Source organism: Sphingopyxis sp. GW821-FHT02C12 (genome assembly GCF_059421785.1).
Window position 1 is genome coordinate 458279 of record NZ_JBWKVQ010000001.1, and the last position, 14949, is coordinate 473227.

Below are 14949 nucleotides of genomic sequence, written 5' to 3' on the forward strand. Positions count from 1 at the left end.
TATCAGGGCTTCGCCACCTGGGCATGGGATTCTCCGGCCGCCGGATCGCCGCGTCTACGATGTTTCGCGTTCGAGTTCCGGCGGGCGGCCCAGCGATATCACCAGCGCCACGGCAAGCGCCACGCCGGCGATGAGCGCGATCAGCACGCCGTCATAACTCCCCATCGCATCGAACGCCTTGCCGGCGCCCCAGGACGATGTGCCGACCGCGAAGCCATAGGTGCTGATCAGGATCGCAAAGACGAGGCCATAGCGGCGCAGGCCGAAATAGCGGCTCGACATATAGGCAACGACATCGACCTCGCTGCCCATCGCGACGCCGATCAACAGCGCGAGCGCGACCGCGCTGCCGTAGTCGAGCGGAATAGCGAGCAGCCACAGGCAGGCAAAGGCCGGCAGGCTGAACGCGCAGGCGGCGACCAGCCGCGTCGGCAGGATATCGAACAACAGGCCGGTGCCGAGGCGCCCGGCGATCATCGCCGGACCGATGAACAGCGCCACTGTCGCCGCCTCGTCGCGGCTGAGTCCGGCGTCGGCCAGCATCGGCTGAAGATGGACGATGAACGTGCCGACACAGGAGGCGACGAAGAGGAAGGCGAAGAGCAGGCGCCAGAGGATCGTCGAGCCGACGACTTCGCGCCAGTCGGCCTTTGGCCTGGACGGCACGGCGGACATCGGCGGCGTCGCCGCCGACCCGCTGCGCGGCAGGAACAGCCAGCAGGGGATGAACATCAGGACGAAGGCACAGGCTGCGATCGCCGGATAGACGCCGGCAATTCCGAAATGGCGTTCGAGCGCAAGAACGATCGTCGGGATGATGCTGACGAGGATGCCGGCCCCCGCCAGCGAGGTTGCCAACGCCAGCCCGCGCCTTTTGGTGAAATTTTCGACGATCAACTTGGTGAAGACGATCGAGCTCGCTGCAAAGCCGAGCAGGCTGAACAGGACATAGCCCGCGTACCAGGTCCAGATCGGCCCGCCTACGAACCCGAGCAGCGCCGTGCCGACCGCCCAGCCGGCGATGCCGGGCAAGGCGATGCTGCGCGCGCTGTAGCGGTCGACGAGCATGCCTAGAAAGATGTTGGTGAAAGGGTGGACGACGCTGGAAATCGTCAGCGCAAAGGCGATGTCGCCGCGGCTCCAGCCATAGGCGTCGCCAAGCGGCTTGACCATCGCGCCGACCACATGAAAATGCACGCCGACGATGGCGATCGCCATCGTCGCGGCGAACAATATGCCCAGGCTGCGGAACGACCCCGAGTGGCGCGACGCCATCAAATTTTCTCCATTTCACCATAAAGCCGGTCGAGGGCGGCGCGGACGATATCGCCTTCGTCGAGGCCGCTTTGCGGCTCGTCCCAGGTCGCCGTGTCGGCGATCGCGGCGGCATGGGCGGCGATATCGTCGGCGCTGGCGCAATCGCCGCGGGCCGATGCCCACCCCTCCCCGCGCCCGCTGAACACCCGCGCATAATGGCCGCGCAGCACCGAATAGGTCTGGCCGGTCACATCGCACGCGTCGCTCGCCAGCCATGTCACCAGCGCCGCAACATGGTCGGGCGCGCTTCGATCGGCATAGGCGTTGCCGCGCGCGAGGATCGCGGCGATGAAATCCTTGTCGACCCGCTCTTCGCCCGGCGCTCCCATGCGGCTGCCGCTGGCGTTGGGCATGACGCAGTTGATGCGGATCGCCGGCGGTGCTTCCTGCACGAGCACCCGCATCAGGCCGATCACCCCAGCCTTTGCGGCGCCATAATTGGCGCGATAGGGATTGCCGAACACGCCCGATTGCGACGAGGTGAAGATGATCCGGCCAAAGCCCTGCCGCTTCATCAGCCGGTAGGCCGGCTGGGTGACGTAGAAACTGCCTTTCAGATGGACGGCGAGCACCGCCTCGATATCCTCTTCGGTCAGGTCTTCGAACAGCGCGTTGCGCTGGTTTCCGGCATTGTTGATGACGATGTCGATCCGGCCGAAATGATCGAGCGCCGCCTGGGTGATCGCCGCGCCGCCGGCCTGGGTCGCGACGGTGTCGGCATTGGCGACGGCGCGTCCGCCCCGTGCCCGGATATCGGCCGCGACATCTTCGGCAAGCGCGGCAGCCGGGTTTTCACCGCGGGTGTCGCCGCCCAGGTCGTTGACGACGACCGCCGCGCCGCGTTCGGCCAGCGCACGGGCATAGGCCCGGCCAAGCCCCCCGCCGGCACCGGTGACGATCGCCACCCGGCCGCCAAGGTCGATCCTTTCACCGCTCATCCCGGCAACGGCGCGGGAGGCAGCGGACGAACCGCTGCCTCCCGGCTTATGAGGGGATGCGCCATCGACGCCATTACCCTTCGTCCGCGATCATTCTCCGCCGAACTTGTAGGTCAGCCGCACGCCATAGGTGCGCGGCATGCCGGGCGAATAGCCGGTGACGCCGAGGCTGTTCTCGATCGCGAGCAGGCGCGCGAAATATTTCTTCTGCGTGAGGTTCTGGCCATAGATCGCCACTTCAAGCTTCGGATTCTCGAACCGGTACGCGATCTGGCCGTTCAGCAGGCCATAGGCCGGGATTTTGGCCGTGTCCTTGAACTGCTCCTGATAGCCGGGGCCGATCAGCGGGCCGGTCGTATATTGCTTGCTGCGCCAGCTGTAGTCGGCGCGCAGGTTCAACTCGCCCGCGCTCATCGGCACGGTGTAGTCGGCATAGACCGAATAGGAGCTCTTCGGCGCGAAGGAATAGGGCGTGTCGGTGACGTCCTGAAACACCGTCAGCGACAGCGGGATCGTGAAATCCTTGAACTTCGGATCGAGGAAGGTCGCGGACACGCCGAGTTGCAGGTCGTCGACCGGCTGCACGGTCAATTCGGTCTCGATACCGCGGATCCGCGCCGTCGCCGCATTGACGATCGAGTTCGAGAGCACGCCGTTGACGATCGCCGGAACCGTCCGCTGGATGTCGTCATAATTGGTCTGGAAGATCGCTGTGTTCAACCGCAGGCGGCGGTCGAGCAGGTCGAGCTTGAAGCCGAATTCATAGTCGACGACCGTTTCGGGATTGAACACCAACGGTGTCGTCCCGGTCGCGCGCGGGTTGAACCCGCCGGCCCGGCTGGCCTTGCTGGTCTTGAGGTAGAGGAACACATTGTCGTTGGGGCGCCAGTCGAAACCGGCGGTGTAGGACCAATAGTCGAAGGTCGCCTTGGTGAACTTCTCGCACGGCGCGCCGGGATCGACGATGAGGCTGCACACGAAGGTGCCGTTGGGGATACCGGTGACGGGATCGGTATTCTCCTGGCGGTTGCGGCTCAGGATCGATCGCTTGTCCTCGGTGTAGCGCAACCCGCCGGTGAAGCGCAGTTCGGGGGTGATGTTGAAGTTGAACTGGCCGAAACCGGCGTAGCTTTTGTTGGCGATGTCGCCGTCGTTATAGCCCAGACGGCGCGTCCCCAGCGGGAAGGCCGAGAAGCTTTTCGACAGGTCGGTGCCCCGCTCGGTGAAATAGAAGGCGCCGAGGATCAGTTGCAGGCGATCGTCGAACGCCTGCGTCGACAGCTGCAGTTCCTGCGAGAATTGCGACTGGTCGATGATGTTGCCGTCGCCGGGGCGCAGCCCGCCGGTCAGCACATAGGGCGTCCCGTCGTTATCGGAGAGCGATTCGGTGTCGACCCCGCGCCACGCGGTGATCGATTTCAGCGCGGTCGAACTGCTGATCTCATATTCGGTGGTCACCCCGACGCCCCAGGATGTGGCCTTGCTGAACGGGATCATGCTGAGCGCGACGTCGTAGAAATTGTCCTTGCCCTGAACGCTGACCGCATAATTTCCATAGGAATCGCCGGCGACCGGTCCTTTGACCGGGCAAAGCGGGTTCGGGGTGGCGCCCGAACAGGCGGCGAGCACCGCCTGCGCGGTGCCGTTCTGGTTCGCGCCGGTCGTCGGGTTGCGGTTGTAGCTCTTGAGGCCGGTGATCTGCCCCTGGCCGTTGCGGTTGGTATAGTCGCCGACCACGGTCACCGTCAGGCCGGTGCCTTCGGGCGCGATCAACAGGGTGCCGCGCAGAAAGTCTACATTGTCGCCGCCGAGCGGCGTGTCGAAGCTGAGGTTGCGGCCATAGCCGTCGCTCTGGACATGCTGGCCGACCAGCCGCACCGCGATCTCGTCGCCCTGGATCGGCAGGTTCAGGACGCCGGTGGTTTCCCAGGTGTCGTAATTGCCATAGCGCACGCGCACGCTGCCGCCGAAATCGCCGGTGGGCTTGTTCGAAATGATGCTGACCGCGCCGCCCGTGGTGTTGCGACCGAACAAGGTCCCCTGCGCGCCGCGCAGCACTTCGACCCGCTCGACATCGACGAAGTTGAACAGCGCGCCCGACGAACGGGCGATATAGACGCCGTCGAAATATTGGCCGACCGCCTGGTCGAGCGCGAGCAGCGCGTCCGAGGACGACTGACCGCGGATGCCGATGAAGGCCGAGGCCGGCTGGCCGGTCGAGGGCTGCACGACGATGCCGGGCACCAGGTTCGGCAGCGATTCGATGCCGTTGACCTGCGCCTTGTCGAGTGTGTCGCCGGTCGGGACGGTGACCGCCACCGGGGTCGATTGCAGGCTTTCCGAGGTCTTTCGCGCGGTGACGACGATATCCTCGATACCGACGCTGTCGTTCGCGGAACGATCGGTTTCGGCCTGTGCGAACGCCGGCGCGGATGCCAGCACCGTGGCGCCCAACATGACCCCCGACAACAGCGACTGCTTGAAATTCCTCATCGTCTTCCTCCCACTATCCTGATTTTTTGTGATATTTCTGACACCGCGCCGCTCGCCGCGGCCCCGATGACGCGTGCGCCCGGCAAATGGGGCCACCCGTCCGGCTACCCCGTCCCTTTATCCGGTATGAAATCGCGCCGAACGACCCTTTCCCTCTCCGCAAAGCGGCTTTCTGCCGTCTTAGTTGTATATATGATTATATTAATGAACCTGATTAGCGAGTCAACACACTTCGCGCAAATCCGGTGCGGCGACAGCGCCGGCGGCCCCGACGCCTCCGACGAATAATCATATACCTAAGTTATTTGATACTTGCATCCGCCATCGATCCCAGCCAACCTTTTTCCCGGAAGAGGAGATAGAGGATGAACCGCATTCCCCCGGTCGCGGTCGACGACCTGACGCCGCAGCAGCGCGATACCTATGACAACAAACCCGGCGGCAAGTTGAACCTCAGCCGCGTGCTAGCCCATGCCGTGACGATCCAGCCCGGAATCGGGCTCGCCGTTCAGGGGATGATGACGGGCATCGAGGTGCCGCCGCTCGAGCGCCAGATTTGTGTGCTCGCGGTCCTCCACCTCGACCGCGGCGCCTATGAATGGGCACAGCATCTCGAGGTATCGAAGGCGATGGGCATCGCCGACGCCAAGGTCGCGGCGATCGCCGACGACCGCTTTGGCGACCCGATATTCGACGATCGCGAGAAAGCACTGCTCGCCTTCACGCGCCAGGTGGTGAAGACGGTGCGCGTCGACGATTTCGTCTTCGCCGCCGTCGCGGCCTTTTATTCGCCGCGCCAGATCGTCGAACTGATCCATGTGATCGGCATCTATATGCTGTTCGTTCGCGTGTCCGAGGTCGCGGAGCTCGAGATCGACGGGATCGTCGGCGGGGAATTCTGGCGCAAGGCGAACCAGCAGGCGGGACTCGTCGCATGACCGCGGCGCAAGCAAATGAGACGATCGACTACGCCTTTGTCCGGCTGTCGTTCGAAGGACCTCTCGCGATCGTCACGCTCAACGATCCCGATCGCCTGAACGCGATGGGCGACGACATGGCGCAGTCGCTGGCGGCCGCGCTGGCCGAAATCGCCAAGCCGCGGCGGCGCTGCCGCGCCGTCCTGCTGACGGGCGAGGGCCGCGCCTTTTGCGCCGGTTACAACCTGATGGTCAACCGCAAGGCGCTCGCCGAGGGTAAAGCCATGATCACCCCGCTCGGCGGCGCCGAAACGCTCTATCATCCGATGCTGCGCCGGCTGCACGCGCTGCCGATCCCGCTCATTGCCGGGGTCAACGGGCTGGCGATCGGGATCGGTCTGGGATTGGCGATGGCCGCCGATTATGTCGTGATGGCCGACGATGCCTGGGTCCAGACGCCGTTCAAGAATCTGGCGTCCGCGCCCGATTCGGGCCTCACCTGGCTGTTGCCGCGCGCGATCGGCGTGCCGCGCGCGAAGCGCATGCTGATGAACGCCGAACGGGTCGATGCCGCCACCGCCCGCGAATGGGGGCTGGTCGCGGAAACCGTCGAGACCGCGCAGCTCCGCGCCCGCGCGCTCGAAATCGCGCGAGGGTTCGCCAATGACGCCACCATCGCGCTCGGCGAGATCAAGACGCTGATCGGCGAAGGCCTGCGACAGGACATCCACAGCAGCTTCGAAGGCGAAGCGAAGGCGGTAGGGCGCACGGCCAGAACCAGGGACAATCTGGCCGCGGTCAAGGTCTTTGCCTCCGGCGAGAAACCCGTCTTCACGGGCGAATAGCCGGCGCATTCGCCATCGGAGCAACCGCCATCACCGCGATGACATTTTGACGAAAAGCGTCATTGCGTTAGTGTCACATTGACTCTAGCCCAGGCCCCTAGGGCCGAAAAAGGGGGCAGGATGGCATCGGAGGCAAAGATCGATCGGACGGTGGTCGCCGCCGCCGAACTGTTCATGCGGCACGGTTTCGCGCGGACGACGATGGGCGACATCGCCCGCGCCGCCGACATGTCGCGCCCCGCGCTCTATCTGCTGTTTCCGGGCAAGGAAGAGGTTTTCGAGGCGGCCGTCGTCCACCTCAACCGGCTGCGACTGGCCGAGATCCATGAGCGGCTGGGCGACGCCGCCACGCTGAGCGATCGCCTCTTCACCGCCTGCGACCTGTGGCTGGTTCAGGTCTTCGACCTGCAGCGCACGACGCCCGACGCCCGCGACATGGACGATCTTTCGATTCCGGTGGTGCGCCGCGTCTATGCCGAGTTGGAGGCGCTGATCGCGCGCCTGATCGCCGGGAGCGCAGCGGAAATGCCGCCCGCCGACATCGCCGAACTGGCGCGCGGGCTGGTCTTTTCGGTGCGGGGGCTGGGCGCCGTCGCGGCGGATGTCGACGATCTGCGCACGATGACGCGCCGGCAGGTCGACCTCCTGTGCCGCGCGATCGGGCACGGCGGCTGATCGACGACGCCCGCCTCAGGGTTCGAGCAACCGATCCCTGAGCGCGGCCAACGCCGCTTCGTCCAGACCATGTTCGGCGCGCAGATAGGCCTCGGGCGACCCGTATTTCTCGGCGAGCGCGGCGAAGGTCGCGTCGATATAGTCGGGGGCCGAACGCATCATCGTCCGCCATACCTCCGGATCGACCGCGAGCAGATAAGCGAAGGGACCATCGGGGTCGACATGGAACAAGGGGCTGCCGGGGTCCTGAAACGTCTCGGTCAGCGCATAGTCGGCACGCGCGCTCTCGATCGGCACACCGAGCGCGGTAAGCAGGATGGCGCAAGCCACGCCCGTGCGGTCCTTGCCGGCGGTGCAATTGATCAGCAGCGGGGTCCGCTGGTCGCGCAACAGGTCGAACATCGCCCCGATGCCGCCGCGCTGTTCGTCGGCGATCAGGCGATAGCTTTGCAGCATCCGGGCCCTCATGTCTTCGGGTCCGGTCGCGGGATCGCGCAGCATCGCGACGAGATCGCCCCGGCTGAGATCATAATCGCGCGTCCAGTAGCGCAGGCCGCCGACCAGTTCGGCCGGCCAGGGATGGCCGGCGCGTTCCTCGGTCGTGCGCAGGTCGATGATCGCCCCCAGCCCCAGCGCCGCGACCTGCGCGATCCCCTTTTCGGTCAGCCCCGCCGGATGCCCGCCGCGCAGCAGCATGCCGCAGCGCACGGTGCGGCCGTCGGCGGCGCGATAGCCGCCAAGATCGCGCAGGTTGCGCGATCCCGCAATGTCGAGCAACCGGACCGCTGCCTCGTCCATCGGCGTCAGACGCCGAGCGCGCCGAAGGTGTCGAGATCGGCGACGGCGGCGCCGAAACAATCGCCCTCCGCCGTGACGATTTCGATCGGCTGCATTTCCAGCGGCGTGAACGGCCACATGAAGCCGTGCATCGCATGGCGGCGATAGGCCTCCCACGCGTCCGCGCGGCTCGGCGGCGTCGCCACCCCGTGCGTTTTCAGCGCTTCGAGATAGCCGGCGAGCAAGTCCTTTTCCGCCGACCGGCGATCCTCGACCTTCAGATTGCCGATGATCGAATAGGCGACGTCGTGCATATACGGTCCCTCCTGCCACGCCTGCCAGTCGAGAAAGCCCGGCCGGCCGTCGGTTTCGAAGAACATGTTCCCGAGATGGGCGTCGCCGTGCGAGAAGCATTGCGGGATTTCCACCGACCGCTTCCACTGCATCCGCAGCCCCGCCTTGATCCGGTCGCGGTCGCGATAGGGCCCGACATAGGCGGCGCAGCGGCGGTGGTTCATGCACGCGTCGAAATATTCGGGTTCGAGCATCATCATCACCACCCGGTCGGCCGCCTGCCAGACGGTCGAGAAGTTGCGCAACGTCTTGAGTTCGGGCGACTGCCACCAGCGCGCGTGCATCCGCGCCAGCAGTTCGAGCGTCTGCGCCTGCTGGTCGATCGTGATCAACCGCCGCGCATCGCCGAAGCTGACGTTGCGCGCCGACAGATCCTCCATCAGCACCAGCCCTTGAACCTCGTCGTGCCAGCCCGACCAATAGGCGCCGGGAATGTGGATGTTCATCTCGGGCGCCCAGCTCGCGAAGAACTTCGCCTCGTTCACGAAGGAATCGTCGAAGGTGTAGGCGTGGCGGATAAACCCGCCCTTCAGCCACATCGTCGGCGGCAGGCGGTGGGCGTGTCCGGCGTCATTATAGGACAGCAGCAGGCGGACCTTGGTCGCGGTGCCCGCGATGACCGTGCCGATATGCGCCTCGGTCACCACTGTGCCCGGGAAGCGCTCGGCGAGGATCGAGGTGAGCCATTCGGCGGTAATCTCCTCGATCCGCAGCGGCAGGTGGCTCGTCGGGGCGTCGGTCATGCGTCGTTCCTCTTCCATCGAATCACATTATAGCTTATTTAGTATACTGTTTTGAGCTTTGGCAAGCCTTCTCGCTTTGGCGGGTCAGCCGCGCAGCCGCATCGTCTGCCCGGCGACCGCAAGCAGGACGCCGTCCTCGGAAAAGAGCCGTGTCGCGATATGCGCGATGCCGTTTTCACCCCCGTTGACATGCATCGCCGCGAGCACCCATTCGCCGACCGGCGCGGCGACGAAGCGGATGGCATTGTCGAGGCTGCTGCCTCTCGTCGTCGGTCCGAGCGCATCATCGAGGGCCAGAAAGGCACAGTCGGCAACGACCGCCAGCAATCTGCGGTCGAGCGGCGCGCCGCAGCGCGCACGAATCCAGCATGCAAGGTCGACGCCGCCGGGGCCGCTCCAATCGGCCCGATCGGGGATGGCACCGCTTGCTAGCCGGAACTCGAGCAAGGCGTTGAGGTTTGTCGACAAGCGCCGCGCCATCGACCGGCCCGGACACGCGTCCGGCGGCGGTACGACGGGCATCGCTGCGTCGCGACGCGCGATGGCGGCATCCTGTCCGCCGCATGCGCCCTGGACGTGAAGAAAGGCGGGCTGACCGCATCGTCCCGTCACCCGGCACTGGCGCACCACCCGCCCGTCGGCGACGATTTCGGTATCGAAAGAAAGCGTGTCGCCCGGCCGCGCCCAGGTCAGGAACTGCGCCGAGGCGAAGAGCGCGGGCCGCCCCGTTCGCCGCTCCATCGCCTCAATGGCGGCCGCGAGCGCTATGCCACCGAACAGGAACTGATGCGCGGGCGGCCCGACGCACAGCGGTTCGGGAACCTGGGCGAGGAAAATGCCGTCATCCGCACCCGCGGCGAGCGCGAGCAGGGCCGCGGGCTTGCCGGTCATGGCCTCAGCCGATCCGGCGGCCATAGGCGGCAAGCCGCGCCGCCAGTTGCGCCGCGCGCTCGCCCTGATCGACCCAGCATGTGTCGGCGGGCAGATCGCCCTTCAACCGGTCGATCGTCGTCAGGCGCAGGCTGGAAAAGAGCGGCGGACCGTCGGCGGGCATATGCTGCCACCGGAGGATCGAGAAGACCTGCGACTGGCCGCCGGTATCGAGCCAGTTGTGGACCCCGGGGTCGCGCCGCGCGATGACGAGGCGGATCCGCCCGTCGCCATCGACCGCCGACTGCGCGGCGGTCAGGCTCGACTGGATGCGGTGATAGTCGCGCGAGCGATAGAGCCATTCGGTCAATTGCACCGCGGCATAGGATGCCCCCGCCGGATCATATTCGAGGATCGCGGCGTCGTCGGGGCCGAGCTTATAGCTGCCGTTCGAAATGCCCTGCGTCACCAGCCCGCCACCCGCGCCGCGAAACGTCTGCGCCGGCGTGATGCTGTTGGGCGTCAGGCCGCTCCACACATTCTGAAACCAGAAATAGAGGTAGAGATCGTTCAGGGCATTGCTCGTCGCGCGCGTGACCATGTCATCGATCGAAATCGGATCGGCCCGCGCGTCGCCCAATCGCTCGATCGCGAGGTCGAGCGGCGTCTCGTGCGCCCAGTCCATCATCGAATCGCGGACGAACAGGAATTTGACGCCGGGGCGGGTGGCCAGGCGATTGCCCCTCCCCTCGCCCGCGCCATCGTCGATCAGCAATTCGAAACGTCCGTCGGCATCGAAGTGCATGTCATGGTCTTCGATCGTCTGCACCGTCTGCGACGTGCCGTAATTGGCGGTCAGCGTGAACGATATATTGGCCGCCTTGCGGTCGAGGATGCGGCCGGTCACCCGGTAGCGCGTGCCATGTTCGATCCCCGCGAGCCGGTAACAATTGTCGGGATTGTCGCCGCCGGTGCGCGCGCCGGGCACATCATGGCCGTGCCACGAATAGGCCGGCATGAAGTCGCGCACGAACCGCGGATGCTGGGCGTCCGATGCCGCCGCCTTGAACAGCCAGTTGTTCAGATATTCCCTGGCGAAATCCCCGAGCAACGGCCGCGCTTCGGCGGGGATGCGGTCGCCATAGCCGCGCCCGAACAGCGCCTCGATCTGCGCCAGCGTCGCGGCGATCCGCGGATCGCCCAGCATCGCCCGCACATCGGCTTCGGCCGCGAACTGGCCCGGATTGGCGATGGGATTGGTCATTGCCGTCTCTCCCGCTGGATGGCGAAGCGTTCGATATAGGGCGCGAAGGCCCCCTCTATCGCCGCTTCGTCGAGGCCGTAATCGGCCAGCCCATATTTGCGACCGGGCGCCGAACCATGGTGATCGGTCTCGAGATGCCGGGCCATCGCGCCGCGCGCCGCAGTGGTGAGCGGAATGTCGAGGTCGTCATAGACGCGCGCGACGGTTTCGAGCGGATCGGTGACGAGATCGGTGAACAGCACGTCGCTGACCCGCGCTTCGGCCCCCTCGCACGCGCGCCAGGCGGAATAGTCATCGACCGCGACCTGCCAGGCGGCGAGCTGCTGCGCGCCGATCGCCAGCGGATCGACCGCCGCGTCGGAAAAAAGCGAGCGCAGCTTGCAGAACAGGCTGGCGATCGACGGGATGACCTTGCCCGGATCGCGGTGGTTCACATAGAGGCGCGCATCGGGAAAGGCGATCAGCAGCTCGCGCCAGTTGAAGAGGTGGCCCGGTCCCTTCAGCGCCCAGCGCCGGCGCGGACGATCGATCTGCAGATATTGCATCATCGCCGTCTGCCAGGCGAAGGCCCCCGGCAGCTTGTCGGCGATCGCCGCCTGATAGGCGGGGACATTCCAGTAGACGCCATAAAGGCTGCCGAGATTGCCTTCCTGCAGGAAGATGCATTCCTCGGGCAAGGCCGCGCCGAACGGATGGATCGCGGTCACATCGGGCGCCGTCATCCCTTGAAACGCCAGGATTTGCGTATAAAGCGCTTCCCGGTCCGCCGCGTCGGCGAGCGGCGACGGGATCGCCGCTTCCCACGCCGCGACACCGCGATTGCCGGGGTCCTGCGCCATCAGCCCGTGCAGGAAGGTCGTGCCGGCGCGCGGCATTCCCGATCCGATCAGCGGCGCGACGATCCGCTCGGCATCGGCGCCGGTCGCCGCCTTGCGCGCGTCGAGATAACGGAGCCGTGAGACGAGCATGGCGATCAGCCGGCTGTGGGTGCGGTCGCGCCCGGTCGCGGTGAGCGTCGCCCCGGCTTCGATCGCGTCGCACAAGATTTCGAGATCGTGGCGGAAACGCGCCTCGTCCCAGCGCTTGCCGCCCCAGTCGGACAGCCCGGTCCGCTGCTGAGCCTCGGTGAGCAGCGCCGCGGCGGCGATCGGCCCCGCATAGGGCACGAGCGCCGAAGCGAAGGCTGCGCTCATAGCCCGGTCACCCGCTCATACGCCGCCAGCGGCCCCGTCTGCGTCACCCCGCCGTCGACCGGCAGGGTGACGCCGGTGACGAACCGGCTTTCGGGTCCGGCCAGGAACAGCGCCGCCTGCGCGATGTCCCAGGCGTCGCCCTCGACGCCGAGCGGCGCGATCGCGCTGCGCACCCGGCGGCGCTCGCCCACAAGATGCGCCTCGACCATCGGGGTGACGATATGCCCCGGCGCCACGCAATTGGCGCGGATGCCGTCGCGGCCGTACATCACCGCGAGCTCGGCGGTCAGCTGGATCACCGCCGCCTTGCTGGGCCCATAGGCGGCATTGCCATGCGCACGGATGCCGGCGACCGACGAGATATTGACGATGGCCTTGCCCCGCCCCTCCAGCAACGCCGGAATCGCAGGACGGCACATGTTGAAGATCGTGCCGAGATTGACCGACATGACGCGGTCGATATCGACAACCGCGACCTCGTGAAGCGGTCCCGAGCCGGCGCCGACCCCGATATTGTTCACCAGAATGTCGAGGCCGCCGAGCCAGGCGAGGCTTTCGGCGGTCATCCGCGCCGCTTCGGCCGGATCGGCGACATTGCCCGCGACCACGATGCCGTCGCCGCCAAGGTCGCGGACCAGATCGAGCGTCGCCTGCGCGCGCTCGGCCTCGAGGTCGAGCAGCGCGACGCGTGCACCCTCGGCCGCGAACAGCGCCGCGATCGCCTTTCCGGTGCCGACACCCTCCCCCTGCGTCCCGGCGCCGGTGACGATCGCGCGCCAGCCGTCCAGCCGGTTGTGAAATTGGGTGGGCCGGGGCATCGGATTTCCTTTCTGTCGAGCGCCGCCGGGGCGCAGCGCAGCCTCAATCGGCGACGACGATCTCGCGCAATTTGGGTTTCACCACCTTGCCCATCGCATTGCGCGGGAACTGGTCGAGAAAGCGCCATTGGTCGGGCACTTTATAGCGGGTCAGCTTGTCGCGGCAGAGCGCGACCAGTTCGGCCTCCAGCGCCGCCATGTCGGTATCGGGCCGCGCCGCCACGATGCAGGCGACGGTCAGCATCCCCATCCTAAGGTCGGGTTTGCCGACCACCGCGCAGTCGGCAACGCCATCATGGGTGTGGAGGATACGTTCGACCTCGGCGGGATAGACGTTCGATCCGCCGCGCAGGATCAGTTCCGAACTGCGGTCGGCGATGCTCAGCCAGCCGTCGGCGTCGAGGCTGCCATGATCGCCCGAATGGACGACCCCGCCGCGCAGCAGCGCCGCGGTCTTTTCGGGTTCGCGCCAATAGCCGAGCGGCGGGGTATAGACATTCGCCCAGGGGCCGGTGCGGACCGGTCCGAAACACACCTCGCCCACCGTGCCGGTCGGCAGCGGTTCGCCCTCGGCATCGCGGATCGTGATCTCGAAATGCGGCAGTGCGCGCCCGCTCGCTCCCTCGGGCGCGACGGCGTCGAACGACTGGGCGACGACGGTCGGCGCTTCGGTCAGGCCATAGGAGGTCGAGACATCATAGCCATGGCGGCGAAAGAAGGATTCGCGGATCGCCTGCGGCAGCGGCGCGCCGCCAGATGACATGCGGAAGCCGTCGGGAAGGTCGAGATCGGTCTGCAGCAGGTCATAGATCATCGTCGGGACGAAGGCGATCTGCCCGATCCGCTGTTCGCCGATCCACGCGATCAGGGGTTCGATCTTGATCGACGGCGCAAAGAGAAACGGCCGGCAGGCGAGGAAAGCCGATACCGGGCCGAGGATCATGACATTGGTGATCGTCAGCGGCAGCGCCGATCCGCGCCGCGCCTCGGGCGACATCAGCCCGTGCGCGAACCCTGCGGCAGGGACGGTGATCATATTGTGCTGACTGTGGACGACTCCCTTTGGCACCCCGGTCGTGCCGCTGGTGTACATGATCGCGGCGGGCGCGAAGGGGTCGATCTCCGGCCGCGGTGCGGTCGCCGGGGCGGCGTCGGCCAGCGCCGCGTGCCAGCCACCGTCGCGGTCCTCGGCATCGAGGATCCAGGCGTGGGCAAGTTCGGGCAGGTCTGGGCGCAGCGCGTCGACCTGCGCCGCGATACTGCTGTCGGCGAGCAGCAGCGTCGTCCCGCTATGTGCCAGAATATAGCGCTTGTCGTCCGCCGGCAGGATGCGGTTGATCCCGACCCAGACGGCGCCGAGCCGCATCGCGGCGAAGAAGGCGATGACGAGCGCATTCTCGTTGCCGAGCGACGCCGCGACGCGGTCGCCGGCGCGGATTCCGGCGGCGTCGAACAGCGCGGCGGCGGCCGTGACCGCCTGTGCCAGCGTGCGAAAATCATAGGCGCGCTGGCTGTCGACCAGTGCCTCGTCGTCGGGGCATTGCGCCACCGCGCGTTCGATCAGGCCGGCGACGTCACGCGGCGCGCCGGGGGGATCGATTCGAACCGGGGGCGCCTGAAGCCCGAGCGCCGCATATTCCTCTTCCGTCATAATCCTCGCCATCGCAGCGTATCTCTCTTGCTTTAAGGTCTATATGATTATGATATATATGTGCAAGGCCTGAGTCCGCTTCCGCGCGTCGCGG

Annotated in this window: 13 protein-coding genes; 3 read left to right on the top strand and 10 right to left on the bottom strand. The window is 66.4% G+C overall.

Annotated features, from left to right (window positions below; genetic code table 11):
- Positions 1-54: 54 nt before the first annotated feature.
- The 3 genes from AC07U1_RS02175 to AC07U1_RS02185 all read right to left on the bottom strand — a co-directional run bounded on the left by AC07U1_RS02175 (position 55) and on the right by AC07U1_RS02185 (position 4748).
- Positions 55-1275 (bottom strand): MFS transporter, encoded by a 1221-nt coding sequence (locus AC07U1_RS02175; RefSeq protein ID WP_495178793.1) that lies wholly within the window; start codon positions 1273-1275, stop codon positions 55-57.
- Complete coding sequence (locus AC07U1_RS02180; protein WP_495178794.1) at positions 1275-2255, bottom strand: SDR family NAD(P)-dependent oxidoreductase; 981 nt, start codon at positions 2253-2255, stop codon at positions 1275-1277. The genes AC07U1_RS02175 and AC07U1_RS02180 overlap by 1 nt, the downstream gene beginning before the upstream one ends.
- A 90-nt stretch (positions 2256-2345) precedes the next feature.
- Positions 2346-4748, bottom strand: coding sequence for a TonB-dependent receptor (locus AC07U1_RS02185; RefSeq protein WP_492735882.1), 2403 nt, complete (start codon positions 4746-4748; stop codon positions 2346-2348).
- A 365-nt stretch (positions 4749-5113) separates the two neighbouring features.
- Between AC07U1_RS02185 and AC07U1_RS02190 the strand changes: the two genes are divergently transcribed.
- The 3 genes from AC07U1_RS02190 to AC07U1_RS02200 all read left to right on the top strand — a co-directional run bounded on the left by AC07U1_RS02190 (position 5114) and on the right by AC07U1_RS02200 (position 7185).
- Complete coding sequence (locus AC07U1_RS02190) at positions 5114-5686, top strand: carboxymuconolactone decarboxylase family protein (RefSeq protein ID WP_492735880.1); 573 nt, start codon at positions 5114-5116, stop codon at positions 5684-5686.
- Positions 5683-6510 carry an enoyl-CoA hydratase/isomerase family protein gene (locus tag AC07U1_RS02195; RefSeq protein ID WP_492735879.1) on the top strand — a complete coding sequence of 276 codons (828 nt, stop codon included), beginning with the start codon at positions 5683-5685 and terminating at the stop codon, positions 6508-6510. The genes AC07U1_RS02190 and AC07U1_RS02195 overlap by 4 nt, the downstream gene beginning before the upstream one ends.
- 120 nt (positions 6511-6630) lie before the next feature.
- On the top strand, positions 6631-7185 hold the full coding sequence (locus AC07U1_RS02200) for a TetR/AcrR family transcriptional regulator (RefSeq protein WP_492735877.1): 555 nt from the start codon (positions 6631-6633) through the stop codon (positions 7183-7185).
- 15 nt (positions 7186-7200) lie between these two features.
- Here the strand turns inward: AC07U1_RS02200 and AC07U1_RS02205 are convergent, their stop codons facing one another.
- The 7 genes from AC07U1_RS02205 to AC07U1_RS02235 all read right to left on the bottom strand — a co-directional run bounded on the left by AC07U1_RS02205 (position 7201) and on the right by AC07U1_RS02235 (position 14855).
- Entirely contained in the window at positions 7201-7983 is a 783-nt protein-coding gene (locus AC07U1_RS02205; protein ID WP_495178795.1) for a tyrosine-protein phosphatase, read from the bottom strand.
- A gap of 5 nt (positions 7984-7988) precedes the next feature.
- On the bottom strand, positions 7989-9059 hold the full coding sequence (locus AC07U1_RS02210) for a phosphotransferase (RefSeq protein WP_495178796.1): 1071 nt from the start codon (positions 9057-9059) through the stop codon (positions 7989-7991).
- 84 nt (positions 9060-9143) lie between these two features.
- Positions 9144-9950, bottom strand: coding sequence for an acyl-CoA thioesterase (locus tag AC07U1_RS02215; protein WP_495178797.1), 807 nt, complete (start codon positions 9948-9950; stop codon positions 9144-9146).
- 4 nt (positions 9951-9954) lie between these two features.
- Positions 9955-11193, bottom strand: coding sequence for a hypothetical protein (locus tag AC07U1_RS02220; RefSeq protein WP_495178798.1), 1239 nt, complete (start codon positions 11191-11193; stop codon positions 9955-9957).
- Positions 11190-12386: a sulfotransferase family protein gene (locus AC07U1_RS02225; RefSeq protein ID WP_495178799.1), complete on the bottom strand. Its 1197-nt coding sequence runs from the start codon at positions 12384-12386 to the stop codon at positions 11190-11192. The genes AC07U1_RS02220 and AC07U1_RS02225 overlap by 4 nt, the downstream gene beginning before the upstream one ends.
- Positions 12383-13204: an SDR family NAD(P)-dependent oxidoreductase gene (locus AC07U1_RS02230; RefSeq protein ID WP_495178800.1), complete on the bottom strand. Its 822-nt coding sequence runs from the start codon at positions 13202-13204 to the stop codon at positions 12383-12385. Before AC07U1_RS02230 ends, AC07U1_RS02225 begins: the two co-directional genes overlap by 4 nt.
- 43 nt (positions 13205-13247) lie before the next feature.
- The gene (locus tag AC07U1_RS02235; RefSeq protein ID WP_495178801.1) at positions 13248-14855 is read right to left on the bottom strand and encodes a class I adenylate-forming enzyme family protein; all 1608 of its coding nucleotides are present in this window, start codon (positions 14853-14855) and stop codon (positions 13248-13250) included.
- Between the last annotated feature and the right edge of the window lie 94 nt (positions 14856-14949).

Coding starts and splice junctions, on each gene's coding strand:
- AC07U1_RS02225 (WP_495178799.1), bottom strand. CDS start 12,386: ATGAGCGCAGCCTTCGCTTCGGCGCTCGTGCCCTATGCGGGGCCGATC.
- AC07U1_RS02210 (WP_495178796.1), bottom strand. CDS start 9,059: ATGACCGACGCCCCGACGAGCCACCTGCCGCTGCGGATCGAGGAGATT.
- AC07U1_RS02195 (WP_492735879.1), top strand. CDS start 5,683: ATGACCGCGGCGCAAGCAAATGAGACGATCGACTACGCCTTTGTCCGG.
- AC07U1_RS02185 (WP_492735882.1), bottom strand. CDS start 4,748: ATGAGGAATTTCAAGCAGTCGCTGTTGTCGGGGGTCATGTTGGGCGCC.
- AC07U1_RS02200 (WP_492735877.1), top strand. CDS start 6,631: ATGGCATCGGAGGCAAAGATCGATCGGACGGTGGTCGCCGCCGCCGAA.
- AC07U1_RS02215 (WP_495178797.1), bottom strand. CDS start 9,950: ATGACCGGCAAGCCCGCGGCCCTGCTCGCGCTCGCCGCGGGTGCGGAT.
- AC07U1_RS02220 (WP_495178798.1), bottom strand. CDS start 11,193: ATGACCAATCCCATCGCCAATCCGGGCCAGTTCGCGGCCGAAGCCGAT.
- AC07U1_RS02180 (WP_495178794.1), bottom strand. CDS start 2,255: ATGAGCGGTGAAAGGATCGACCTTGGCGGCCGGGTGGCGATCGTCACC.
- AC07U1_RS02205 (WP_495178795.1), bottom strand. CDS start 7,983: ATGGACGAGGCAGCGGTCCGGTTGCTCGACATTGCGGGATCGCGCAAC.
- AC07U1_RS02230 (WP_495178800.1), bottom strand. CDS start 13,204: ATGCCCCGGCCCACCCAATTTCACAACCGGCTGGACGGCTGGCGCGCG.
- AC07U1_RS02175 (WP_495178793.1), bottom strand. CDS start 1,275: ATGGCGTCGCGCCACTCGGGGTCGTTCCGCAGCCTGGGCATATTGTTC.
- AC07U1_RS02190 (WP_492735880.1), top strand. CDS start 5,114: ATGAACCGCATTCCCCCGGTCGCGGTCGACGACCTGACGCCGCAGCAG.
- AC07U1_RS02235 (WP_495178801.1), bottom strand. CDS start 14,855: ATGACGGAAGAGGAATATGCGGCGCTCGGGCTTCAGGCGCCCCCGGTT.